This is a genomic window from Polyangium jinanense, from assembly GCF_028435265.1.
Lineage (GTDB): Bacteria > Myxococcota_A > Polyangia > Polyangiales > Polyangiaceae > Polyangium > Polyangium jinanense.
Genome location: NZ_JAGTJK010000006.1, coordinates 1 through 26010, shown reverse-complemented (window position 1 = coordinate 26010; position 26010 = coordinate 1). Strand labels below are relative to the sequence as shown.

15 protein-coding genes are annotated in these 26010 nt (G+C 66.7%); 2 read left to right on the top strand and 13 right to left on the bottom strand.

The window, feature by feature from the left end:
• From KEG38_RS15070 to KEG38_RS15020, 11 genes are all read right to left on the bottom strand, one after another.
• Complete coding sequence (locus tag KEG38_RS15070; protein ID WP_272420142.1) at positions 1–4839, bottom strand: WD40 domain-containing protein; 4839 nt, start codon at positions 4837–4839, stop codon at positions 1–3.
• 11 nt (positions 4840–4850) lie between these two features.
• On the bottom strand, positions 4851–9626 hold the full coding sequence (locus KEG38_RS15065; protein WP_272420141.1) for a WD40 domain-containing protein: 4776 nt from the start codon (positions 9624–9626) through the stop codon (positions 4851–4853).
• 261 nt (positions 9627–9887) lie between these two features.
• Positions 9888–11807 (bottom strand): glycosyl hydrolase family 8, encoded by a 1920-nt coding sequence (locus KEG38_RS15060; RefSeq protein WP_272420140.1) that lies wholly within the window; start codon positions 11805–11807, stop codon positions 9888–9890.
• A 245-nt stretch (positions 11808–12052) separates the two neighbouring features.
• Positions 12053–12766 carry an SDR family NAD(P)-dependent oxidoreductase gene (locus KEG38_RS15055; RefSeq protein WP_272420139.1) on the bottom strand — a complete coding sequence of 238 codons (714 nt, stop codon included), beginning with the start codon at positions 12764–12766 and terminating at the stop codon, positions 12053–12055.
• Positions 12763–13473, bottom strand: a complete 711-nt coding sequence (locus KEG38_RS15050; protein WP_272420138.1) for an SDR family NAD(P)-dependent oxidoreductase — start codon at positions 13471–13473, stop codon at positions 12763–12765. The genes KEG38_RS15055 and KEG38_RS15050 overlap by 4 nt, the downstream gene beginning before the upstream one ends.
• 222 nt (positions 13474–13695) lie before the next feature.
• Positions 13696–14430: an SDR family oxidoreductase gene (locus KEG38_RS15045; protein ID WP_272420137.1), complete on the bottom strand. Its 735-nt coding sequence runs from the start codon at positions 14428–14430 to the stop codon at positions 13696–13698.
• Positions 14431–14578: 148 nt separating this feature from the next.
• Entirely contained in the window at positions 14579–15463 is an 885-nt protein-coding gene (locus KEG38_RS15040; RefSeq protein ID WP_272420136.1) for an AraC family transcriptional regulator, read from the bottom strand.
• Between the two features lie 92 nt (positions 15464–15555).
• The gene (locus KEG38_RS15035) at positions 15556–16893 is read right to left on the bottom strand and encodes an NHL repeat-containing protein (protein WP_272420135.1); all 1338 of its coding nucleotides are present in this window, start codon (positions 16891–16893) and stop codon (positions 15556–15558) included.
• A 21-nt stretch (positions 16894–16914) separates the two neighbouring features.
• Positions 16915–19260, bottom strand: coding sequence for a hypothetical protein (locus KEG38_RS15030; protein ID WP_272420134.1), 2346 nt, complete (start codon positions 19258–19260; stop codon positions 16915–16917).
• Positions 19261–19312: 52 nt separating this feature from the next.
• A complete protein-coding gene (locus KEG38_RS15025) occupies positions 19313–20143 on the bottom strand; it encodes a nucleotidyltransferase domain-containing protein (protein WP_272420133.1) in 831 nt (276 codons plus the stop codon).
• Positions 20144–20386: 243 nt separating this feature from the next.
• Positions 20387–21184, bottom strand: coding sequence for a DUF6597 domain-containing transcriptional factor (locus KEG38_RS15020; protein WP_272420132.1), 798 nt, complete (start codon positions 21182–21184; stop codon positions 20387–20389).
• Between KEG38_RS15020 and KEG38_RS15015 the strand changes: the two genes are divergently transcribed.
• Positions 21168–21644 carry a VOC family protein gene (locus KEG38_RS15015; RefSeq protein WP_272420131.1) on the top strand — a complete coding sequence of 159 codons (477 nt, stop codon included), beginning with the start codon at positions 21168–21170 and terminating at the stop codon, positions 21642–21644. The genes KEG38_RS15020 and KEG38_RS15015 overlap by 17 nt on opposite strands.
• A gap of 10 nt (positions 21645–21654) precedes the next feature.
• On the opposite strand, the gene KEG38_RS15010 is transcribed toward KEG38_RS15015, so the two are convergent.
• Positions 21655–23142 (bottom strand): nitrilase-related carbon-nitrogen hydrolase, encoded by a 1488-nt coding sequence (locus KEG38_RS15010; protein ID WP_272420130.1) that lies wholly within the window; start codon positions 23140–23142, stop codon positions 21655–21657.
• A 95-nt stretch (positions 23143–23237) separates the two neighbouring features.
• Here KEG38_RS15010 and KEG38_RS15005 point away from each other — a divergent pair, with 95 nt between their 5' ends.
• On the top strand, positions 23238–23774 hold the full coding sequence (locus KEG38_RS15005; protein WP_272420129.1) for a PadR family transcriptional regulator: 537 nt from the start codon (positions 23238–23240) through the stop codon (positions 23772–23774).
• Between the two features lie 35 nt (positions 23775–23809).
• Here KEG38_RS15005 and KEG38_RS15000 read toward each other — a convergent pair whose 3' ends face one another.
• A complete protein-coding gene (locus tag KEG38_RS15000; protein ID WP_272420128.1) occupies positions 23810–25768 on the bottom strand; it encodes an SMI1/KNR4 family protein in 1959 nt (652 codons plus the stop codon).
• Positions 25769–26010 lie beyond the last annotated feature (242 nt).

Below are 26010 nucleotides of genomic sequence, written 5' to 3'. Positions count from 1 at the left end.
TCAAACCTTGGCAGGGAGAAAGGGCGCGTCGTCGGGGAGGCGGAGATCGAGGTATTCGTCGAGCTCGCCGGGCTCGAATCGGCAGAGGCCGGCGACGTGCCAGAAGGAGCTGGCGATGTCGCCGCCAAGCTTGTAGCGGCCGTCGGGGGTGAAGGCGACCCAGCCTTCACGGGTAGCGAGGAGAATGGCAAGGCATTGGCCCGTCTCGACGTCCCAGAGCCGGACCCTATTGTCATAGGAGCCGGAGGCGAGCGTCTTGCCATCAGGCGCGAAGCCCACGCTCAACACCGCCGATACGTGCCCCTCGAAGACCCGCAGGGGGCGGAACGTGGCGACGTCCCAGAGTCGAATGGTATTGTCATCCGAACCGGAGGCGAGGAGCTTGCCATCGGGGGCGAATGCGACGCTATTCACCGCCGCGCCCCGGGCGAATGCGCGCAAGGCGCGTCCCGTGGCGACCTCCCAGAGCCGAACGGTATGGTCGTACGAACCGGACGCGAGCGTCCTGCCATCGGGGGAAAACGCGACGCCGAGCACCGCGGATGTATGCCCCTCGAAGACGTGCAGGACGCGGCCCGCCACGACGTCCCAAAGCCGGACCGTATTGTCGGACGAACCAGAGGCGAGCGTCCTGCCATCGGGGGAAAACGCGATGCTGTAGGCCGCCAGCGCATGCCCCTCGAAGACCCGCAGGGCGCGACTCACGACGTCCCAGAGCCGGACGGTCCTGTCATACGAGGCCGAGGCGAGCGTCCTGCCATCGGGGGAAAACGCGACGCTGTATACCGCATCCGTGTGCCCCTCGAACGTACGCAAGGTGCGGCCCGTCGCGACATCCCGGAGCCGAACCGTCCTGTCGGAGGAAGCGGAGGCGAGGGTCTTGCCATCCGGGGAAAACGCGAGACACTTCACCGCAGACGCATGCTCCTCGAAGGGGGGCCGGGAGCGACCCGTGGCGATGTCCCATAGCCGAACGGTTTTATCGTTCGAACCGGAGGCGAGCGTCTTGCCGTCGGGGGAAAACGCGACGCTCAGCACGAAAGGCGCATACCCCTCGAAGGTGCGCAGGGCGCGGCCCGTGGCGACATCCCAGAGCCGAGCCGTGTTGTCGTCCGAACCGGAGGCGAGGGTCTTGCCATCCGGGGAAAAGGCGACGCTTCTCACCGCATGCGTATGTCCCTCGAAGGTCCGCAGGGTGCGGCCCGTCGTGACGTCCCAGAGCCGAATGGTCATGTCATGCGAGCCGGAGGCGAGCGTCTTTCCATCGGGGGAAAACGCCGCCGCGTACACCGCGTCCGCATGCCCTTCGAACGCGGAGCTGTACAGCGCGTTCGTCTGGCCCTCGAATGCGTGCAGGGCACGGCCGGCCGCGATGTCCCAGAGCTGAACGGTGCTGTCGTCCGAGCTGGAGGCGAGCGTCTTGCCGTCGGGGGAAAACGTCACGCTCAAGACGGCATGCGTATGCTCCCTGAAGACCTGCAGGGCGCGGCCCGTGGCGACATCCCAGATTCGGACGGTCCTGTCGTTAGAAGCGGAGGCGAGCGTCTTGCCATCGGGGGAAAACGCGACGCTCCTCACGGCAGCCGTATGCCCTTCGAATCCCACGAAGGTGCGTGAAGCACGAACGGTCGCGACGTTCCAGAGCTTGATGGTCGTGTCGTCCGAACCGGAGACGAGCGTCTCTCCGTCGGGGGAAAACCGGACGCTTCGCACAGCCGACGTATGCCCCTCGAGGACGCGCAGGACGCGGCCGGTCACGACGTCCCAGAGCCGAACGGTCTTGTCCTCCGAGCAGGAGGCGAGCATCTTGCCATCGGGAGAGAATGAGACGCTGCGGACTCTACCGGCGTGTCCCGACAGGATACGCAGGACCTTGCCCGCGACCGTGTCCACGAGCCAAATTGCGCCATCCCCATGCGCCGTCGCGAGTATCGAGCCGGACGGGTCCCAGGCGACGCTCTTGCATGGAGATGCGGCTGCATACATCGGCTCGACATGACGCAGAACGGGCGGGACCGCGCCCACCCGGAGCAAAGCGTCGTGCCGTTCGTCCGGGATACCCTTTGCCTGGAGCAGGTTCGCGCCGCGGAATCGAGCCGGGTCGAGGGGCCCTGCCATCGACAGATCGACGCCTTCCGCCCGGACGAACGAGAGATCGGCCTCCGTCAGGTCCACCCGCGAGAGGCTCGCGCCTCGCAGGTCCGCGTGCGACAGGGCCGCCCCGACGAGCGACGCCCCCTGCAAGTCAGCTCCCTTCAGCATCGCCCCGCGCAGGTCCGTCCCACGAAGGTTCGCGCCGCGCCAATCCACCCCGGAGAAGTCTCGCCCGCGGAGATCTTGCCCCTCGAAATTCACCCGCTCGAACCGCTCCTTCATTCGCGTGAGCAAGAGCGCTGCATTTTTTCGACTGATGCCCTCGTCGGCACCCGCCATCTTCTCCTGCGCCCACGTTACAGCGTGCTCGCGTCCTGCCATCGCCGCGAAGAAATCCGCCATCAGCGCGCTCATCTCGTCCACCACGAGCGCCGGCGGATCCTGACCACGAACGAGCTCGTCGGCCGCTTGTTTCGCGACGAGCCACTCCATCACCGACCGATGCACGAACGAGAACCGACCCTCCCCGTCCCGCACGAGCAGCGATCCCGACCCGAACACGTGCGTGAGCACCGCCGGATCGAAGGCCGGCTCCCCGAGCGCTGCGAGTGCCTGCCCGAGCCCTTCGTGAATCTCGTCCACCGAAACCGTCTTCACCCGCGCATGCCACATGGATAGAGCGAGCGAAGCCACGCCCCGCGAGAGCGCCTCCCGCGAAATGCCCTTCGACCAGCCTTGCCGCCGCGAGCGCTCGTGCTCGAAGTCGAGCCATTGCTTCACGAGCAGCTCGTAGAGCTTCGCCGAGGTGATCTCGCCCCATTCTTTCTTCGCCTCCCGCAGCGACTCCTCCGGAATCTCTGCGATGAACGAGAGCATGCGCGGATTGTGCGAGAGCCCGAGCAGATCCTTCACCTCGTCGATCAACCGATACCGGGCGTCCGCCGCCTCCGCCGACGCGAGCACGTTGCGCAGATACCTTCGGATCTGCGGCTCGCCGAACGGCTCCAGCATGACGAGCCGATATCCGCCTTGCACCGCGCTCTCGGCCTTCCGCGCGAACTCACGCTCCACAGCCTTGTGAATCTCGCCCTCCGTCAAGAAATGCTGGCGCCGGCTGGAGAGCACCACCTTCGCCTGCCCTCGGGCGGCCGAGAGCACCGTTTCGAGGTGCCCGGTCGCGCTGTCGTACGTGACCTTGTCCGCAAGCTCGTCGAACCCGTCGAAGAACAGCGCAACGCGCCCCTCTTCGAGCATGTATTCGAAAGCCTTGTAGTTGTACCCGGATACGTCCGCGCGCGAGAAATGCGCGCCGATGAGCTCCGCGAGGCTGTGCTGTTTTTCGAGCTTGCTCATTTCGAGCAGCACGGGCAAAACGGGGTGCTTGTCCTTCACCATCTGCCGGCAGAGTTCGCGGAGCAAAAACGTCTTGCCCGCCCCGAACTCCCCGAGCACGAGCAAAAAGCGCCGCTGCGCCGGCGTCGCGAGCAGATCCCACATCGACTGCAGCGCGTTCTCGGTGTGCTGGAGCTCGCGATTGCCCGCGACCTTGATCCACGCTGGCGGATCGACGTAAGCGGTCGGGATGTACGCCGGGCTTTTCTCGAGCTCGCGCGTTTGCCAGGCGAGATAAGGTTCGAGGTCGAAGAGACCCTGGTACCCGTCGAACGTCTTGAGCTCGATCCCCCGGCGATCGAGCTCTGCGCGCAGGGCGACGGGCGCGGCCTGGCCCCGATGCACCAGCGTCGAGCGGAGCAGCGGATGGTCCCGGCGGAAGGGCCCGTCAATCTCCGCGGAAAAACGCGCCGCGAGCTCCTCCGTGATCTCGTGGTCCAGCGCGGCGACGAGGCTCACCCGGAAAAAACCGCCAGCATCGACCTCGACTTCGAGCACGCCCGCGAACGGCGGAGGCGTATCTCCGCGCGTGATCCGCGCGCCCGGGTGGCGCAGCTTCGCAATGCGCTCGACACGCGCGAGGAAAGGATCGACGATATCCTCCTCGCGACCCATGGCACGCCTCGAAACCGGCCCGTCATACGAATGTGGAGCTGGTACGGAGTCGGCGGCGCCGGAATTGCTGGGCATACTCGGGGCCTTGCGGGTCAGGAACCTTGGGACCTCCCCATCCCCGAATCCGGAGAGCTCGATCTGGTTCTTGCCCAGTTCGAACGCATTGCTCAGCGTCTCCCCGAACCCGAGCCCCTGATAAAACGCCCACGCGAAGTTGATGGCCGCCGCATCCTCGATCGTGCGGCTCATGCCGACCACGGCATCCACGTGTTGCCGGATCGCCTCCGCCTGCGCGGCAGAATGGCAGGCGTTCAGCACGACGCAACGGACACCGCCCACGATCCGGAACAGGTTTGCCAATGCAGACGCCGGGATCGGTTTGGCTCTGCCCGCATCGTCCTCGACCAGGATTTCGCCATCGAGATCCTCCGCGCGCGGCTCGTCGGCGGGCAACATCTCCCGGCGGACGTCGACCGAATCGAGGGAGCGACTGCTCCGGTCGCCTCGACCGTGCCCGGAGAAATGGACGATCTGCGGCCTGTGCCGAAGCAGCTCCGCTTGAAGATCGCTGACACGAACGGCCCACGCCTGCATGATCTCGAAACGCTCGCCCTTGGGTGTTCCGTGAAGGCGCTGCGTGATCTCGCGGACCTCCCGCTCCAGCGCCAAGCGTGTGGTATCGGAAGGGTTCGCTCCGAGGAAGAGGATCCGAATCTTGGAGGGCATCGCGATGGTCATGATGGGACCCGTCAGGGTTTGGCGGGGAGGATACTCGTGCGGTCTCGGAGGCGGAGATCGAGGTATGGGTCGATCTCGCCGGGTTCGAATCGGCACAGGCCCGCGACGTGCCAGAAGGAGCCGCCGATGTCGCCGCCGAGCTTGTAGCGGCCATCGGGGGTGAAGGCGACCCAGCCTTCAGGGGTGGTGAGGAGAATGGCGATGCAGCGGGCCGTGGACGGGTCCCAGAGGTGAATGGTGCCGTCTGCGGAGGCAGAGGCGAGGGTTCGGCCGTCAGGGGAGAACGCGACGCTCGTCACCGGAGACGCGTGCCGCTTCAAAATACCTATGGCTCGACCGGTCCCGACATCCCAGAGCCTGAGCGTATTGTCTGCCGAACCGGAGGCGATCGTCTGGCCGTCGGGCGTGAATGCGACGCTCGTCACGAAATCCGTGTGCCCCTCCAAGATCCGGGCTTCGAGTCCTGCCGAGACGTCCCACAACCGCACCGTCTTGTCCTGGGAAGCGGAGACGAGCGCCTTGCCATCCGGAGCAAAGGCGACGCTCGTCACGACATCCTTATGCCCCGCGAAGATGCGTATCGTCTGTCTCCTCAAGAGATCCCAAAGAAGAATGGTCAAGTCACTCGAGCTCGAGGCCAGCGTCCTGCCATCCGGCGCAAAGGCGACGCTCGTCACCGGCCCTTCATGACTCTGGAACGTGCGGATTTCACGACCCGTGGCGACGTCCCAGAGCCGCACGGAGTCGTCATGGGAGCCCGTGGCGAGCGTCATTCCATCCGGGGAAAACGCGACGCTCGTCACGACGTTGCCGTGTCCCACGAGGGCGCGGAAGACCCCTTCCGTTTTGACGTCCCACAGTCGAATGAGGTTGTCGCCCGAGACCGACGCCAGGGTCCTGCCATCGGGCGCGAACGCGACGCTCGTCACCGATAAAAGGTGCCCTTCGAGGGTACGAAGACGGCGCCCCGTCTCCAGATCCCAGAGCCGAACCGTCCGGTCGTCCGAACCGGATGCGAGGGTCTTGCCGTCGGGCGCGAACGCGACGCTCGTCACCGAATGCGGACGCCGCTCGAAGACGTGTATCGGGCGCCCCGTCCGAACGTCCCACAGCCGGAGGGTCGTATCCCACGAGCCGACGGCGAACCTCGTGCCATCGGGCGCAAAAGCGACGCTCATGACCGAATTTTCATGATCCACGATGCGACCCGTCTCGCGTCCGGTATGACTGTTCCAAAGCCGAGCGGTATGGTCGGACGAACCCGACGCGAGATTCTTGCCATCAGGGGCAAATGCGACGCTCGTGACCGCTTTTGCATGCCCGTGGAGAATGGATACGGTGCGCCTCGTCTCGACGTCCCAGAGTCGAATGGTCTTGTCAGCCGAACCCGAGGCGAGCGTCTTGCCATCGGGCGCGAACGCGACGCTCCGGACGACATCCGTGTGCCCCCGGAGAGCGGCGATCATGGTGCTCGACCCGATCGTCACGAAATCCCACAACCCGATGAGTTTGTCGGACGAACCGGAGGCGAGGGTTTTCCCATCCGGCGAGAGAGCCAAGCTCGTGACCGCCCCTCGAAGCCATTGAAAGACGCCCATCTGGCGCCCCGCGTCGACATCCCAGAGACGAATGCTCTTGTCCTCGGAGCCGGAGACGAGCACCTCGTCGTCAGCGGCGAAGACGACGCTGTTCACCGCACCCACGTGCCCTTCGAGGATACTCGAAATGCGGCCGGTCGCGACGTCCCAGACCCGAATGGTCGTGTCGGACGAGCCTGACGCGATCCTCTTGCAATCCGCGGAGAACGCCACGGATCGCGCCTCTCCGGTGTGGCCGAGCAAGACCCGCAGCACCTTTCCTCTCCTCGCATCCACGAGCCATACCGTCCCATCGACGTGCCCCGCGGCAAGCATATTGCCATCCGCACAGAACGCGACGCTCGAGCACCGGGAAGCGGAGAGCCACATGGGCTCGACCTGCCGCAAAGATGGCGGAACGGCGCCTTCCGCGATCAGCGGTTCCAGCCATTCGTTCTGGATTCCCTTTGCCCGGAGCAGATTGGCCCCCCGCCACCGCGCCGGTTCGATGGGCCCCGCCATCGTCAAATCCGCGCCCACCGCTCGGACGAACGATAGATCCGCCGCCGTGAGGTCCACCCTCGAAAGATCTGCGCCCCGCAGATCCGCTCGAGACAGGTCGGCGTAGGCCAGCGACGCCCCCCACAACTTCGCCCCAACGAGCGTCGCGCCCTGCAGATCCGCCCCCGCCAGGTTCGCCTCGCTCCAATCGACCCCCGAATAGTCCCCGCCCCGCAAATCCTGGCCTACGAGGTCCAGCGTCACCGGGACATCCACCTCCGGCAGCGGCCCCCAGGTCTTCTCGATTCGCTTCAGCAAGAGCGCCGCGTTTTTCTTGGCATGCCCCTCGGCCGCGCCCGACAGCTTGCCCGACGCCCAATCCAGCGCGGCGTCTTTCCCCACCATCGAGGCGAAGAAATCCGCCATGAGCTCGCTCATCTCGTCCAGCGCGAGCGCGCTCGAATCCCCTTTCCTCACGACGTCCCGCGCCGCCACCTCCGCGACGAGCCACTCCAGCACGGAGCGGTGGACGAATTGAAAAACACCGTCCCGATCCCGCACGAAGAGCGACCCCGACCCGAAGAGATGCTCCAGAATGCCCGCATCGAGCACCGGCTCGCCGAGCGCCCGCATCCTGGACACCACGCACTCGCGAATCTCTTGAATCTCGACCGTCTTGACGGGCCGATCCCACAAGAGCAGCGCGAGATCGGACATCACGGTTCGCAGCGCCTTGCGCGACACGCCCCGCGGCGCGCCTGGCGGGTTTGCCCGCTCGTACTCGAAATCGAGCCATTGATCGACGAGCCACTCGTAGAGCTTCGCCGCCGTGACCTCCTCGTCGTTCTCCTCCGCCCGCCGGAGCTTCTGCTTGTCGATCTTCGCGATGAACCCAAGCATGCGCGGGTTGTGCGAGAGCCCGAGCAGGTCCTTCACGTTGTCGAGCTGCCGGTAACGCGCGTCGGCCTCCACCGGATCTCGCAGCGTGTTCTGCAAGAATCGGCGGATCTGCGGCTCCTCGAATCGATCGAGAAGGAAAAACCGATACCCCTGCGTCCGCTCCGCCTGCTCCGCCAGGGCGCGTTTGACGTCGTGATCCGTCAGAAAATGCTGCCGCCGGCTCGTCACGACCACCTTCGCGAGCCCGTGCGCCGCCTGCAAGACCGTCTCGAAATGCTGCACCGCTCGGTCGTAGGGCAGCCGCAACGCGAGCTCGTCGAAGCCGTCGAACAGGAGCGCGATCCGCCCCTCGGCGAGCATGTACTGGAACGCATCGAAATCGAAGCCGGCCATGTCCGCCGCCGCGAAATGCTGCGCGAGCAAGGTCTTCAGCGTCTGCGCCTTCTCGAGCTTGCTCATCTCGACGAGCACCGGGACGAGCGGATGCTTCTCCGTCGCCATGCGGCGCGCGAGCTCGTGGAGAAGGAACGTCTTGCCGGCCCCGAAATCGCCCAGCACGAGGGCAAACCGCGGATGGAGGGGCGTGTCGAGCTCCTGCCACAAAGTCGCGAGCGCGCTCTCGACCCGCCTCTCCTCGCGAGCCCCCGCGAGGCTCACGCGCGCGGGCTGATCGACGTAAAGCCACGGGGGATAAATGCCGTCGCTCTCCAGGCGCTCCGTTTGTCGTTCGAGGTAACGTGTGAAATCGAGAAGACCCTGGTACTCGGAGAAGCTCTTGAGGAGCACACCTCGGCGAGCTGCCTCCATCTGAAAGGCATAAGCGGCGGACGCACCCGCGTGAACCAGCGTGGGTTTTCCCCCGTAGGGATCGCGCTGCCGGAGCGGCTGCACCACCTCTTTGATATATTGCGTCAAAAGCTCTTCCGTGATCGGCCTGTCGACGGCGCCGACGACACGAAGCTCGAAGATCGCTCCTTCCTGCACTTCGATGTCGAGCGTGCCCGCCCATGGCGCGGGCCCCTCGTGCCGCGTGATGCGCGCCCCCGCGTGACGCAAGCGTGCCACGCGCTCGACACTCGCGAGGAACGGATCGACGCGCTCCTCCTCCACGTCGCGGCTCGCCCTGGGACGCGCGTCGGCCACGACAACGCCTGCACGGCTCGGGACCTCTCGTGTCAGGAGCCTCGGGACCTCACCATCCCCGAATCCGGCGAGCTCGATCTGGTTCTTGCCCAGCTCGAATGCATTGCTCAGCGACTCCCCGAACCCGAGCCCCTGATAAAACGCCCACGCGAAGTTGATGGCCGCTGCATCCTCGATCTTGCGGCTCATGCCGATCACGGCATCCACGTGCTGCTGGATCGCCTCCGCCTGCGCGGCAGAATGGCAGGCGTTCAGCACGACACAACGAACACCGCCCATGATCCCGAACAGGTTTGCCAATGCAGACGCAGGGATCGGCTTGGCTCTGCCCGCATCGTCCTCGACCAGGATCTCGCCATCGAGATCCTCCGCGCGCGGCTCGTCGGCGGGCAACATCTCCCGGCCGACGCGGACCGAATCGGGGGATCGATCGCCAAGGGCGCCTCGACCATGCCCGGAGAAGTGGACGATCTGCGGCCTGTGCCGAAGCAGCGCCGCTTGAAGATCGCTGACGCGAACGGCCCACTCCTGCACGATCTCGAAGCGCTCGCCCTCGTGCGTTGCGCGAAGGCGCTGCGTGATCTCGCGGACCTCGCGCCCCAGCGCCAAGCGTGTGGTATCGGAAGGGTTCGCTCCGAGGAAGAGGATGCGAATCTTGGAGGGCATGGCGATGGGCATGATGGAGAAGCCTCGCTCGGCTCGCGACGAACCTCGGGCGACTCCCCGCGCGCCATCGCGGAAGCGTACTAAGCCTGTGCGAGCGAGGGAAGCGCAATCAACGCCCGAGGGGCGTTCAGCTTGGCGGGGATGGGACGTTCTGCGTGCTCGAGGGCATCGACGAGCAGGGGGCCGTAGGTACGTACCCTGCTCGTCGCCGAGCGGTCGCGTGGCAGCATTCGCTGCTGACAGGAGCGGGAACGCGCGTGATTACGGCTCCGTCCCCCACACGAGCGCGCCGTTCCTGTAGAGCGTCACCTTCGTGTGATTTGCGAAGCTCGTCTTCGCCGGATCGCACGAGTAATCATTCGCCTCGTTGTAATTGGACCAGTTGTCCTTGTTGAACCGAAGCTGAATCTCACCGCTCTGCCCGCCTGCCGGGACGCTCCCCGCCGCCGCCGTGAAGCCCACCTCGGCGTACGTGTCGGCCCCGGTCCGCGCGGGGCTCACCGCCGAGAATTGCCGCGTCACGTTCGAGCTTCCTACCACCGCGTAATCACATGCCGACTGCTGCCCGTTCGCGCCGTCGCTCGTGTACCAGTACCGGATCTTGAGCTCGCTCAGCGGCACGCTGCTCGCCCCGGTATTCACGATATTGAGATGAGGCCTGATCTGGTTATCGCTCGCGTTCGTGTCCCCCGCCCTGTACTGCACCGACAGCGAACCGCCCCCGACCGGCGGCTGGCCAGGGTCATTCACCGTCACGGCCACCACGCTCGACGTCGTCGTCGCGCCCGCATTGTCGGTCGCCTTTGCCGTGATCGCGTACGAGCCTGCCGCGACGTTGCTCCACGTATACGCGTACGGGGCCGTCGTGTCCTCCCCGAGTTTCACCGCGCCCGCGAAGAACTCCACCTTGCTCACCGTCCCGTCGCTGTCGCTCGCCGTCGCCTGGATCGAAATGCTCGCGGGTGTCGTGAACGAGCCGCCGTTCGAGGGGGCCGTGACGCTCACCGAGGGCGCCGCGTTCTGCGAAGGCGGCGGCGTGCTCCCGCCGACCGGGTTCGGCATTCGGTCGCCCATGAAAAGAAGCGCGAGCACGCGGAGCGAGTCGTTATAATAATTCTCGCTCTGGAAATTCTTCGTCTCGTTCCACATCGCCGCCTTGAAGGCCGCGTCGGGCGACACGGCCGCCCCGGCCGCCGCCATTCCGACGAACGTCGCGTTGTGCCATTGCCCGATGAGGTTCCCGGACACGGTATACCCGTCTTTGATGTTCCCGACGCCCACGCCCTTCCAGAACGTGTTCAGCTTGTCGAGCTGCGCGATCGCCTGCGGCGTCCCGTACCAGACCGCGTCGACCGCGAGGCGCCACGGTACGCGCGCCGCGTCGTATCTGTAATCGAAGCCCATCCCCGAGGCCTGACCGCCCGCCGCGGTCGTCCAGTCGGGCAAGAGGCCCGTGTTGCCCGCGCCCGTGCTCGCATTCAGGTTCGCGATGATCTGATAACACGACGCCGCCACGCTCTCCCACCGCGCATCGCCCGTGTAGGCCTTGAATGCCCTGTAATAGCCGGGCGCGAAATAACTCGGGTTCGTCACGGAGGAGCCGCCCCACGCGTCGCCGGGCTTGAGCACGTTCGTCCCGCTCTCCACCTCGTGCTGCAGAATGCGCCCGAGCAGCGTCTTCGCCTCGACCCCGTACGCCGCGCCCCAGGCCTTTTCCGCCACGATGAGCGCGAGCGCCATGTCCTCGTCCGAGTCGGTGGCCGCGTTCCAGCCGATGACCGAGTTGCTCGCGTTGATCTGCCAGTGCATGAGCCCATTGCCGTCGAGATGACTCTTCGCATAACTCCACAGGCCGTCGAACGTGGGTTTGTCGCCCAGGTATGCTGCGAGGATCATGCCGTACGCGATGCCCTCCGAGACGGTATCGTTCGCGTTCTCGGGCCGCTGCACGCGCAGGAAGCCGCCCGCTCCCGAGGACGTGACGTATTTGGTCTTCCACGCGCTGTAAGCGCTGTTGATTGCGCTGTCGGCGTCGGCCTGGCTCGGCGCCATGAGCAGGCTCTCGGCCTCCCACACGTCCTCGTCGAGCTCGGTCGCATCCATATCGCCGCAGCCGATCGCCGTGGTCGCCGCGAGGAGGCTGCACGTCACGAGGTGGAAGAGGGCACGATTCGTCTTCATGGGAGGCTCCTTGGGCTCGGGCGGCCCGCTCCGGGCCGGCGTCGTGCCGCGGAGCCTGAGCAGCTCTCGTGCCATGCCCAAAGCCCTCAAGAGCACCGGGGATTCGAGGGGATCGTCAGCGGCCCCGCGAGAGGCCTGCGATCCGCTCGATCGCAGGGTGATCGGATCGATCACCCCTGCGACGTGCGAGAGCGCTCTTCCCGTAGACTTCGAACCGGATTCGTCGACGGAGTTCGTCCCAGGGCCTAAACGAGGGCCCCTCCATCAATCACGATGGCCTGCCCCGTGATACCGGCGGAATCTTCCGACGCCAGATGGAACGCCAGGTTCGCCACCTCGCGTGGCTCGATCATGCGGCCGAGGGGCACGCTTTTCCCCAGCGCCGCCTCGTCCAGGCCGAGCTCGCGCATGCGGCCTTCGGCCATTGCCGTGCGTGTCCAGCCGGGGCAAATCGCATTGACGGTGATGCGGCGCGGAGCGGCGTGCAGCGCGAGGGCCCGCGTGAAGCCAATCACGCCGTGTTTGGCCGCGGTGTACGCCGTTTGATCCGGCGCGCCCTTGAGCCCCAGCACCGACGAGATATTGATGATCCGCCCAGCCCCATCGGGCAGGTGAGGAAGCACCTGCTTGCACAGGTAATAGGTGCCATTCAGGTTGACCGCGAGGACCTGGTGCCAGAACGCGTCGTCGCCCTCGGGATCGAGGGAGTTTGCCCCGGCGAGCCCCGCGTTGTTCACAAGCACGTCGATACGACCGAAGCGCGCGAGGACGGCGCGTACGGTCGCCGCGACCGCGCCCGCGTCGCTGACGTCGCAAACGTAGCTCTCCGCCGCGTGAGGTGAATCCACGCGGGATCGCGCGAGGGCCGCGACGGAAAACCCTCCTTCGTGAAATCGCTCGACGAGGGCCGCGCCGATTCCCCTCGACGCGCCCGTGACGAGGGCGACACGCGCGCTCATTGCGCCACCCCGCCGCCGTCGACGGGCATGACGACGCCCGTCATGAAAGACGCCGCGTCCGAGGCGAGGAACGTGATGGCCCAGGCGATCTCGCTCGGATCCGCGAAACGGCCGAGCGGGACGGCGGCCTTGTAGACGTCGTCGCTCGTCACCTTCATTCGTTCGGAGAGCACGGAGAGCACCTGGCGCAGCATCGGGGTATCGGTGCTGCCCGGCGCGACGCAGTTGACGCGAATGCCGCGGGGGCCCCAGTCGAGGGCAGCGCTCTTCGTGAGCTGCGCGATGGCCGCCTTCGACGCGCCGTAAATCGCGCTGTCGCGCTTGCCGATGAAGGCCTGATCACTCGCGTTGTTGACGATCGCGCCGCCGCCATTCTGCAACATGATGGGAATCACGGATTGCATGAGCAGGAAGGGCGCCTTGAGGTTCACGGTGAGCACGTCGTCGATCGCCTCGAGCGACGTGTCCACGAGGTTGCCGAGGTGCGTGACGCCGGCATTGTTGACGAGAATGTCGATCCGCCCCTCGAGCGTGGCGACGCGCGTCACGTGGGCGTCGATGGCCTTGAGATCACGCAGGTCGACGTCGGGGAGGTCGAAGCCGTGAACACGCGCGCCGTGCTCCTTGAGCAACGACGCCACCGCTTTGCCGATACCACTGCGATGTCCAGTGACGATGGCGACTTTGTCTCGAATTCCGGGTAACATGAAGGGAAGACGCGTTACCACGCGTGGGCGTCCACGTCAATCGAGTTCCGGTGGCGTCAGCTTCACGCTTCGATGAAGCGTTGGGCGGATTCCTCGGCGCGCCTTTTTCCCAAACGAGCGTCGCACGATCCGTAGCTGCTTGGGGGCCATGAGCAACACCGGTTCGCCGTGGCCTTCCATGGTCTCGCACGTGCTGGAGAGCGGGCAATCGGTTGTCCTCCTTCAGATGATCCCGCCATTGGCGCGCAGCGTTTGCCCGTTGATCCACGCCCCATCCGGCCCCGCGAGGAACGAGACCGCCGCCGCGATGTCCTCCGGCTGCCCGAGCCGCTCCAGCGGCGCGAGCTTCGCGAGCCGATCGATCGCCTCCTGCGACTTGCCGTCGAGGAACAGTCGCGTCGCGGTCGGGCCCGGTGCAATCGCGTTGACGCAGATGTTGCGGCCGCGCAGCTCCTTGGCCAGGATGCTGGTCAGCGCCTCCACGCCCGCCTTGGTCGCCGCGTACACGCCGTAGGTCGGCTGGAGCAGGCCGACCACGCTCGAGGAGAAGTTGATGATGCGGCCGCCACTTCGCAGACGCCGCGCAGCTTCGCGCAGCGTGTTGAACGTGCCCTGGAGATTGATGGCCACCTGCCGCGCGAACGTCGCATCATCGACGTCGGCGATCGCGCCGAGCACCATGATGCCGGCGTTGTTCACCAGCACGTCGACGCCGCCGAACGCCGCCTCCGTCGCGTCGAACAGCGCGCGCACCGCGGCCGGATCGCTCACGTCCGCCTGGATGGCCCGCGCGCGGCCGCCCGCCGCTTCGATGGACTGCGCAAGCGCCTCGGCGGCCGCCGCCTCGCCGGCGTAGTTGATGGTGACGCTGAAGCCGTCCCGCGCCAGACGCTTCGCGACCGCCTCGCCAATGCCGCGAGACGCACCCGTCACGATCGCCACTCTCTCGGTTGCCATGTCGTCCTTCTCCTGATCGAGCGCTTGTCACGTCTCGACGAGAGGATTCTACGTCCGCACGCGCACGGGGGCATTCGCAGGATTGCCGTGGAGCACCGCGTGATTGCCATGCGTGAGCCCGCCGGCACGACGCGCGCGAGAGGACCGGCTAGCGGGCGCTGCGCCGATAGTCTGTGGGGGACACGCCGACCAGCCGGCGGAATGCGGAGGCGAAGTGCGCCGGATTCTGATAGCCGCAGGCGAGCGCGATCTCCGTCACCGACTGGCGGCCGCGCGCGAGGAGGGACTGCGCCTCCTCGATGCGCAGCCGCGTCAGGCGGGCGAACGGCGTCTCCCCGTTCGCGCGTTTGAACAGCCGCAGCAAATGGAAGCGGCTCACGCCCGCTTGCTCCGCGAGCGTCTCCAGGGAGAGCGGTTCGCCGAGGTGCTCGCGCATGAACGCTTCGACCCGACGCAGCCGCAGCGTATCGCGCGCGGTCACCGGTCGCGGCGCCGGCCGACGTGCGTGGTGGACCAAAAGGTGCGCGGCCAAAAGCTCGCCGGCCGATTCCGCATAAAGATCGGGCACGCCGGCCGAAAGGGCGCGCGCGAGGCCGAGCATGATCTGCTCCACGAGCGGATCGACGCTCCCCAGCATACTCGGCATCTCGAGTCGTTCGGGATCACCGGCGGAGAGATCGCTGAATACGCGCTGGAGCGTCGGCGTGGGCAGGTGCAGTTGCAGCGTGCTGTGCGTGGTCTGGCCGTGCCAGCGGAGCGTCGCCTCCTGGCCGGGGGCGGTCATGCCGATGTGACCCGGCTCGTAATGCATCGACTGCCAGTGTCCGCCATAACGCACCTCGATGTCGCAGGCGCCGCCCGTGACGAGCACGATGAGATGATCGGCCGTGGCCGGCGTTTTGAACTCCTCGACCTCGGGCGGATCGACGTACCCGCGCAGCAGGAGCGAGCGCCAGCCCGCCTCCCAGCTCGACAGGGTCATCGCGGCGCGCAGGTGACGGTGGGCGTGCAGGCTGGGGCTGAGGTTCGTCATGAATCGGGCTCCGCGCTGCGTGACCGGGATGGACGTTTAAGCCTCCGATTGTACTGCAGCCCGTGATGCCGTAAAGAGAAGGCGCGACTCCGTCAGAGGCCGCTGGCGATCAGCACGACGAAATCCTCGGGGCAGCCGATGGCGAGCTTGCCGTCGCCGAGCCACGTCACCCATTGCGGGTGGTGCAAACGCGCTGTTTTCAGGTCGCCGGTCACGATGGTTCCGACGGGCGAGAGCTCGCCGATGACGGTGGTGATCGCTCCAGTCGCCAGATCCACCTTGCGTACGGCGTTCGCGTTGGTGTCAGCGACGTAGAGGTGCCCATTGCCGTCATAGGTCGCGCCGCCAGCACGATTGGAGAATCGCGCCGTTTCCTTGGGGCCGTCGGCGGCCGGCTCGGCCTGGTTCATGTCGGTGCCGGCGACGAGCTTCCAGGTCTTGGCGGCGAGATCGCTCTCGAGCACGAACGATGGCAATCGATGCACCGTGTACGTCGTGCCATTCGCCGGCACCCACGCGGTCAGCGTCGCGCTCGTGCCCCAGACCTCCCGGATCCCGATATCCGAGACCATGAGCGTCGAAGGCGAGACGCGCGCCTTCTCCCCGACGAGGACATTCCCGGACGGCTCGACCGCGAAGGGCACCGGGTTGATCAGCTCATAAGGGAGATCCTGGTAAGAATCGGGCGTGATCTCAGACTCGATGACGCCGCTCCCCACGTTGTACCGAGAGACCTGCCCCACGACGCCATTCATGGTCTTGAGCCCCTGGAGCACGTAGAGCGAGTTCCCGCCGCCGGTCGCCAGCGCGATCGGCTGAAAGAACTCGGCGTCTATGCCGTCGTCGTTGGGGGCGGTGGTCATGACGCCGGTGTTCACATCGATTTTGTGGATGGCATCACGGCGGTCGGCGACATAAAGCGTCGGCGCGATATAGACCATCCCTCCGACATCGCGGAGCCGGGAGGTGCCCTTGGGGCCATTGACGTTTCCCGCCTCGCCCACCGCGCCCGCGAGCACTTCGACGGTGCCGCCGGGCGTGCCTCCACCCGTCGATGCATCGGGCCCCGCGTCGGGCATGTCGCCCCCACCGCCGCCCATGCCGGCGCTGCCCCCGGCACCCATTCCGCCAGCGCCGCCGGTGCCGCCGGTGCCGCCCGAGCCACCGGCGCCGGGGTCGCTGCTGCCGCCGCCGCACGCCATGAGCGTCGCCAGCGCGGCGATGAGGATCCCGCCGGACGTTCCTCGATGAACGATGTTCATAAAAAGGACCTCTGTTTCGTGGTGAAAGAACGAGACGTTTTCCCGAGCCGCAGGGACAATGCTGCTCCGGGGACCTCTAAACACGCACCTTGCCGGAGAACGGTCCGCGGTGCTCGCGTTTTTTCGCGGGTCCCATGAAGACAAGGGACGCACGTCCTCCTCCATCACGGGAAAAATCGACTGTCCCTGCTACCGGCGTCTCTTCGCCAGCGCCGCGCCGAGCTTGGCGAGCTTCTTCTCGTTGGCAAACCAGGTGAGGCATTCGTGGCGCGTCTTGCGTTGCGTCGCGGAGAGGCTCTTTCCATGGTCGAGTTTCCCCGCGAGCGCCTCGAGCAGGAATGCCTCGGTCGAGGGGTGCCATGCGTAGAAGAGCGGCCAGAGGGACTTCGCCGGCAGGCGCGTCAGGCCGTAATGACCAGGCACGGATTGTTCGCGGCGGATGAATTCGATCAGCGCCGGGGCGAGCTTCGCGCCGTCCGCCCGCTCGAGCGGCTTGGCGAGCTTCTCCCAGGCCGGCCGCGGCGTGGCGAAGGATCCCCAATCGTTCCGGAAGAGCTCTTGGTAGGCGGCAAGCGCCGCGACGACCGCATCCATGGGCGCGCCGGTGCGCACGGTCGCATCGAAGACGTCACGCAGCGGGTCGAGCTCGTCGAGCTTGGCCTCGAGATGCCGCCGCAAGCGGCTCCACGCGTCGTCGTCGAGCGCGGAGAGGACACGCGCCTCGTCGATCGTCTCGGCGTCGCCGATGGCGCGCAGGAAAACGAAGAAAGGCGCACGCTCGGCCTTTTCATGGCGGGGAAAGACATCGAACGCGATCTCGTGCGCGTCGTCGAGGACGCTTTCCAGACGGTCGGCGTCGCGCCGGTCGGCATAACGATCGAGGAGCGGCCGGGCCCGCTGCACGAATTCGAGCCGATCAGGCAGTTTCACGCCGTCCGCCTCGCCGAGCTTCCACAGGGCCGCCGAGTGATCGACGATGGCCTTGACCAAAGCGAAGGCGATCGGAATCGACGTGCCGCGCTGGCGAGCGTCGGGGACCACCCGCCAGGGCTCTGCGCACCAGACGGCGGCCGCTCGGCTGCGTTCGTCGTCGCCGCGCTCGCTCGCGAGGAACCATTTGGGGTCGAAGCTCTCCGGGATCGCGCCTCCATTCTCCTTGCCCTTGCCCGCACCCTCGAGGCGCCGGATGTCGTCTCCATGGAGGTCGCCTTGCCAGGAAAGCCCGGCGGCGGTGGCGAGCGTCCGCGCCCGGCGATAATCGTCGAGCGCGCCGGCGGTGTCTCCCAATCCTTCGCGGACCAAGGCCCGCGCGGCGAAGATGCGCGTCTCGAAGCCGCGATCCGTGACTCCCTGGCCGGCGCGGGCGCGCGCCTCGTCGCCTCGAGCGCGCTCGTCGACGAGGGCAACCGCGTCGTCGGCGAACACGCGCGCCCTCGCGAGGTGCGACGAACGCTCTGTCTCGGAGATGGCCTTGGCTTTTTTGGTTTTCGGCCGGTCGCGGCACGGGTCTTCCCCGCTCGCGAGCTTCCCGAGGGATCGCGCCACCCGCCCGAGCCCTATCGCCTTTCGATCCTGCCGGTCGCCCCGATAAAAGAAGCCGAGCGAGAGCCCTTGCGCCGGGTCGTCGATCGGCTCGGCCGCGCGCCAATCCTCCGCGGCGGCGCGCTCATCGCCGCGGTAGAGCCGGCATTCCCAGCGAGCGCGCAAGAGCTCCGCGCCGGCAATCCCCGCGTCGAGCGCCGCCGACAGCAAGGGCTCGGCCTCGGCGTAGGCGCCGCGCTCGAACAGCTTGTACCCGAGCATCTCGGCGATCCCGACCGCCGTTTCGAAGATGGCGCCGTCCTCTTCTTTCAGCCACGCCTCGAGCGCAGGCTGGATGTTTTTGAGGAACGTGAGGTGATTGTCGCTCGAGAGGTGTTTCGTGGTGTATCGATAATGCTTGGCCACGAAGAGGCGCTCGCGCGGATCGCTGCTCCCGGTATGAGACGCAAGCACTTTCAGGTGGCCGCCGAGCGAGGAGGTCGAATGGGTCCGCTCCTTGAGTTCGGACAGCTTCGCGAGCACCTCCTTCCGAAGCTCGTTTGGCACGGCGCGCTCGAGCTCGAGCCAATAGCCGGCGTCGACGTCGAGGATGTGCCGGACGAGGAGGACCGCCTCTTCGTGCGCATCGTTATCAAGCGCCAACGCGATTCGGCCCACCGCGGGCAGCGCCGCCTGTTGGAGGTCCTGCCAGTTCTTCCATTGCGTCGAGAAGCTGAGGGGATAGGGGGTGAGCGTCGGCAGCAGGCAACGCTGGCCGTGCCCCTCGCTCGCGCGGGCCGCGGCCCAGAACCGTCCGGCGAGGAGGTAGAGGGCGGAGCCCCGCTGGCGGAGGACGATCGGCTCGCCTTCGCCGACCTTGAGGGGCACTTCGATCGACGCCCCCACGAGCCTCGCAGTGAACGGGGGGACGTCTCGCTGTCCTTGGAGAAAATTCGATGAAAAGACCCCGAAAAACTCGGCAAGGGCGTCGTGCAACGCGGCATGGGTATCCATGGGGGGCGGACCCTAGCACGTCCTCGGGCGGGGGCGGGGGGCACCCCTTCATTCACGCTCGCTGAAGGATGGCGCGCAGGCTTGCGGACATGGCGCGCAAGCGGTCCAGCGCGCGCTCGTGATCCCCGCCGCCGATGTCCCTCCAGATCGCGGCCTCCGTCTCGGCCAAGCCCTCGATCGTGATCGGGTAGGTCGCGGCTTCGGCGACGGCGCCCTTTTCGTTGATCAGGTAGCGGCCGTTCAGGGCAAACAGCACCTGGGCCGCGCAGCACAGCGCCCGGTAGGCGCAGCCCGCGATGTGCGTGCGCTCGGCGCGCCTGGCCGCTATCTCGGCATTTTCGATGGCGAAGCCCACCTCCCAGCCGAAGCGGGTGATCAGCGCGTCCTTCAGCGCCTCCGGATACGGCCACGTTTGGCTCTTCAGCTCGGCGATGAGGCCGAATGGATCGAGGAGCGGCCGGCAAATTGCGACTTCGCCCATCCAGATGGTCGAGCAGAACCCGTGGGGGTGCCCCGTTTGGTAGTTCATCGAGAAGCGGCCCTGCCGCGCGTCGGCGATGGCGGCGCGCACGCCGCCGAGGTCGCGGTAGAGGAGATCGACCTCGACGCCGCCGATGCTGAGCCAGCCGCCTCCGTTGATCCAAGGGCCCCATTCGCCGATCTGGGTCACCGTCGAGGAAGGGTCGTCCACCAGCGGTGCGACGGCCGAGCGCAGGGCCTCTACTTGCAATGGCGCATTCGGCTCGTAGTAGAGGCCGATGTCGTAGTCGGACTTGGGCCCGGCCGTTCCCCGCGCGCGTGAGCCGCCGAGTACGAGCGCGGACAGGTTTTCGACGGCCCGGAGCGCTTCGACCACACGGACAAGAACCGGATCGTCCATCATTTGTGGATGATGATGGCACCAAGCGGGTCCCGTCGCAACGTTTGCCATGCGGCCCGGCTCAACGCCCCGGAGCCGTCTTGGGACGGCTCTCAAACCAGAACAAAGTGATAATGCATCGATGACACGCCAGTGAAGCGCTCATGAGGTAGGGGCATACCGAATGCGGTATAAGATGATCTCATGGGAGTCCGGCGCGCAGATGCGGGGAGGGGAGGGGTCTCTCGGCTTCATCCACAGGGGGTGTCATCGTCGAGCTGCTCGGCCATCACCGAGCATCGCCGCCAGCACGTCGCCCGGCGTGCGGCGGGCAAGGCGTCGGCTTTCGCGCACCAGGTGAGGCTGGTCGGCATAACCGGCCTCGGCGGCCCACGCGGCCATCGATGCGGGTGGTTTCCTACGTACGAGCCGCAGAAAGCGCTGATATCGTAGAATCCTGTCCAGCGTCTTGGGCCCATAACCGAAGTGATCGTCGAAGCGCCGGCGCAAGGTGCGTTCGCAAAGCGAGAGCCGATCGCAAAGCCAGCGAACCAGCGGCTCGCCCGGCGGCGCGTCTGCTCCGCGGAGCAGGCGAAAAGCTTCGTCCATCGACGCGTCGATCCGAAAGGTGTGCGGCCGATGGGCTGCGAGCCGCTGCTCCAGGGCAGCGAGGTCGTCCACCGCCCATCGAGCCGCCTTGGCGTTGCCCCATAGATCGTTCAGCGCGACGCGCTGGTTCAGCAGCACATGCGCCGGCACGCCAAGCCACGCCGCCGCCGCGCCCGGGCGAAAACGGTAGCCTACCACCACCGCACCGGCCGGCAGGACCTCGGTCTGCGGCTCGCGGTCGGGCCCGGCCACGCGCAGTCGCCCGTCATGCATGAATTGCAGATCCATGCAGCCATCGGGCACCACCAGCACCGGCGCCGCGTCATGCGCCGGCATGCGGTGGATCCACCGGCAGGCGAACACCTCGCGCAGCGCCGGCGGCACCGGCGCCTCGGCATAGTGGCCAGTGGCCTGGGCCAGATCCACCGAGTCCGCGCGCGTGTCCGTTTTGTTCAAGACGGGGCTCGTCATCGGAGGAAAGATGGGCGGCATGAAGCCCAGAATTTCGGTCCTCACCGTGTGCGTGGATGACCTGGAGAAGTCCCTCGCCTTTTACCGTGACGGCCTCGGCCTGCCCACGCAAGGCATCATGGGCCGCGAGTTCGAGCACGGCGCCGTCGCCTTCTTCGACCTGCAGTCAGGCCTGAGGCTCGCGCTCTGGTCGCGCGAGGACATGGCCCACGACACCGGCATGGCCCGACCCCAAGCCCGGCCCGCCGCCGACTTCACGATCGGCCACAACGTGCGCAGCGAGCAGGAGGTGGACGACGTGATGGCCCAGGCGGCCCGAGCCGGCGCCCGCATCGTGAAGCCGGCGCAAAAGACGTTCTGGGGCGGCTATGCCGGCTACTTCGAAGACCCGGACGGGCACTTGTGGGAGGTGGTCTACAATGCGGAGTTTTTGCCGGTGGACTGAAGCGGGTACATCACCGAGCTTGTGACACGCGCCGCCGCGCCGACCAGATCGCGCCGGCCATGAGGGCTGCGAGAGAAAGCGCGCAGAGGTAAGCGAAGAAGTCGCCGTATTTGGCGTGCACGGTCACGTGGCCCGCGATCGGCATGTCGGCGTACAGGACGGTGCCCGGCGACGCGAAAGAATCGTTCGACCCGAGGCGCACGCCGCGCGCGTCGGTTGCGACCGACAAACCGTTGCTCGCCGCCCGCATGAGACTGAAGCCACCCTCGATCGCGCGGAACACCGTCATCTCTCCGTGCAGCGGCGTGATCGCGCGCCAATCGTTGGCTGGCACGAGCAGCAGATCGACGCCCCGCAGCGCAGCCTGGCGACCGAGCGCGGGGAAATCGGCGTCGAAGCAGATGATCACGCCGATGCGTCCGTACGGCGTGTCGAGCGTTTGCACCTGGCCATTGCCCGCGACGATGGGCTCGCCAGGCACGGGAATCGACTTCACATATTCGAACGCGAGGCGGCCCTCGGGCGTGAAGACCATTGCCTTGTTGGTCATCAGCGCGCCGGGATCCCGGGGGACCTGGAGGGCGCCGGCGACGAGGTAGACGTCGTGCTGGCGGGTGAAGTCCTGTGCGCGCGTGACGAACTCGGGCTCGAATCCTTCGTCGTATTGCGCCGCGCCCTCGTACCAGACGATCACCCGCGCGCCGTTCTGGGCTGCGGTTTTGGACGTCGCGAACAGGGCGTCGAGACGTGCGCGGCTGTTTTCGGTGCGGCAGGTGATGTCCTCGCGCCCGGGGCAGCCTTCGAAGAAGAGATGGCTCAGGGAAGCAGGATTGTTGAGCGCCGCGACGCGCACGGTTTGACGCGCGGGCGAAGGCGCGTAGCGGGCCCAGGCGCCGTAGCCGAGCGCGAGGGTCAAGCATACGCCGAACGCCACGAGCGCTGGATTGGCGCGAGGCGCGCGCGATTCGAAAAGCCCCTGCACCGCGCTGGCGAACCACGGGACGAAGAACGCGACGCCCCACAGCCCCGTCACCGAGGCGAGCTCCGGTAGCAGCGGGAAATCGAGCTCGACGTACGCGTCGTTCCCCCACGTGCCGAACGGGCTGCCGAGAGAGGTCACATAGAGAAGCGTGACGCTCGCTGTAGGGAACACGAGCGAGCCCGGCACGCCTCCGAGCCGCGGGGCCGCGAGACGGTGCAACAAGCAAGGAATCGCGCCGAGGATGCCGGAGATCGCGCTCGTGACGGCGTACTCCGCGTCCGGCATGGGAATGGCGCCTCGAAACGTGACGAAGGAGGCGACGCCACACGCGGCCGCCGTCGCGGCGAAACCGGAGAGCGGCGGCGACATCATCACGAAGCGCAACAGGAAGGCCGGCGCGACCCAAGCGGCGAAGACGTTGGCGTGAACGCCGTTCGAGAAGCAGAGCGCCACCGCGCCGAGGGCGAGGATCGCCCAGCGCATGCGCTCGGAGGACAGCATCTTCAGCGAAGGCATCGTGACCACCTATGCACCGTGTTGCATAGGTCCTAGCATCCAGCGTTGGGATATGCAACCATGTGCATAGGTAGGTCGATCGGAGGAGTCTCGCCGTGTCCCTGAAGCACTTGATCCTGGCCATCGTCGGCACGCACCCGGCCACGGGCTACGAGATCACCAAGGAGTTCGACGAGGTCGCCGGCTTCTACTGGCGCGCGACGCACCAGCAGGTGTACCGCGAGCTCGCGACGCTCGCCGAGGCGGGGCTCGTGCGGTTCAAGGAAGTCGAGCAGCAGGGCAAGCCGGACAAGAAGGTGTACACGATCACGGCGAAAGGCCGGCGTGCCTTCGCCGACTGGTTCCGCGAGCCGCCCGAGGCGCCCCGTCACGCCGACCCGCTGATGATCAAGTTTTTCGCGGCCGAACTCGTCGGCATCGAGGATCTGCGCGCCCAGCTTGCGCTCGCGCGCGAACGCCATGCGGCGCTGCTCGCCACGTTCGAGGCGATCGAGGCGAAGTATTATGCGGAGCCGATCGATGAGATGCCGCGGTGGAAGAAGTTGATCTATCTGACGCTGCGCCTCGGCATCACGCGCGAGCGCGCGTGGCTAACCTGGGCGGAAGAGAGTGAGCGGGCGCTGCGGGCGTGAAGGAGCGAGGAGCGTCTCGTGGCTCGGCTCGTGGTTCACTCCCAGTCGCCGCGCTCGACGAAGCTCGCAAAGCTCTTCGCGAGCCTGCGACCCGGGCCGGTCTCGTGGTCGAAGTCGAACACTTCGCCCACGTTTTTCCCGCGCATGACGACGCATGCATGATTGCCGGCGCCGTCGTCGGTGACCGGGAGCCACTCGGCCGGAAACGATGTCACGTCCGCGAGCGAGCGCAGCATGGCGCGCTCCTCGAGCGCCTCGGCCATGGAGTAGAGGCGGCAGCTACGGAAGCACTCGTCTTCGCCCGCGCCGTCGTGCAGGACGTAGAACGAGCGCACATCCTCGGGCAGAGGCGCCTCGAACGCCTTTTCGGCGGCGGCGAGAATCTTCGCCGATGCGCCGGCCGGGAGACGGACCCCGACTTTCCAGCTCTTCTCGCGCGCCGACTTCCACGCTTTGGCGAGCGCCGACGGAAGGCCGGCGAGATCGGCAGGATCGTACGGTGGCGGCGCGGGCTTCTCCGCGTCGCCGACCTTCTTCGCGAACGTCGCCGTGTACGCTCCGAGGCCATTCGGGTGCGCCTCGCACCACGCGACGAGCTTCGATTTGGCGGCGCCCTTCGGCTTCGCGAGCTGTCGCACGATGAGATACAGCGCGAAGGGCGGTGCGTCGCCGATCCCGAGCGGATCGTGCGGCGCATCCTGGAAGCCGCGCGTGAGCGCCTCCCAGACCACCTGGCTGTCGATCACGCCCTTGTCGAGGCGTCCGAGCGCATCGCTGACGCCCTGCGCGAACGCACCGGTCGTGACCGTCTTCCCCCATGCTTCGAGCACAAACGATTTCGCGGAGCGCTCTTTGGCCGTGGTGCCGCGTAGCTCATCGACTTTGCTCGCGAGGTTGAGGAGATCGACGAGCTTCGCGCCGTTCGCGGCCGTCGCCAGGTGCGCGTCGTCGAGACGCTTCGCATAATGGCCGTCGTCGTAGTCGAGGAGCCGCTTCAACGCCTCCAGCCCGAAGGCCGGGTGGTGCTCGGCGAGGAGCGGCTCGACGCGCGCGCGAACGGACGGCGCCGCGCGCAGCAGGGTGCCTACCGCCGCCGCGAGTGCGGCCTGCGCAAGCGGGAGTCCGAGCGCGTCGACGGAGAAGGATGCCGGGTTCGCGAGCCATCGAGCACAGAGCAAGTCCGCCGACGGCCCGAGCATCGCCCGCGCTGCGGTGAGGCCCGAAAGGACGGGCGAGAGCCCACGCGCCGCGAGCATGTCGGCGAGAGCTTGCGTCCTGTCGAACCCGAGCTCGGGCGCTTTCGCGTCCTCCTCCAGCGGGAGATACCCCGCGGTGCCGAGCACGTCTTCGCCGCGCGTGGCGAGCCAGAGATCGAGAATTCGACCGGAAATCTCGGGATTCCATCGCTCGACCGCCTTCGTGAGATACGCGTGCCAGGGCATCTTCGACGCGTCTCGGAGCTCTTCGGAGATGGGACCCCCGGTCGCGAGATATTCGCGCATCGGCGCCTCGAACGTCTTTCCCACGGAGGCCACGGCAGCCTCGTTGCTCTCCGGCTCCCGCGGCAGGGTCGCGAGCACCTCGGCGAGGGATGCGATGCGAAGCCCCGCGGCGGCGAGGCGCTTCCGAACTTCGGCGTGCGACGTCGCGACGAGCGAACCGGTGATGTACGCGTACGTGTGTTTCGTTCGATAAATCCCCGACGCCAGCTCGGCGGAGAGCAGACGGATGACGGTGGAGGCCATCTCCCGAAGGTCCGCGGACTCGGCGTCCGAGAGTCCCTCGATGGTTTTTCCCTCGTAGAGCGGAACGACGGTCAGTCCCGCGACGGCCTGTTCCACCGCGCTTTGCACGTCTTCGGCCGACACGACGATGGGCCACGCGCGCGTGTGCGCGGGCAGGCGCATGAGAGCGTCCGCTGTGACGCGTGCAACCGGCACGTCGTCAATGCTCGTCACGATGGCGTCGTAGGGTTCTCGCGGGCTCTCAGCCATGGTGGTCCTCCGGTATGTCTTCTGGAACTGCCGGCATCTACCTCCTCGTGGTGTCCTTTGCAAAGGAATTCGACTCTGACAAACCCCGGTAGGCTCGCATCCATCCTGCGCGAATCGTGCTAGATGGGATGAGGCAGCTCCGAGTGCACCTGGCACCGGAATGGCCAGTACGACGAAGGAGAAGAGCAAAGCGAAGGGCACGCGAAAGGTCGGCCCATCGCGACCCGAGCGTGCTGGAGTGC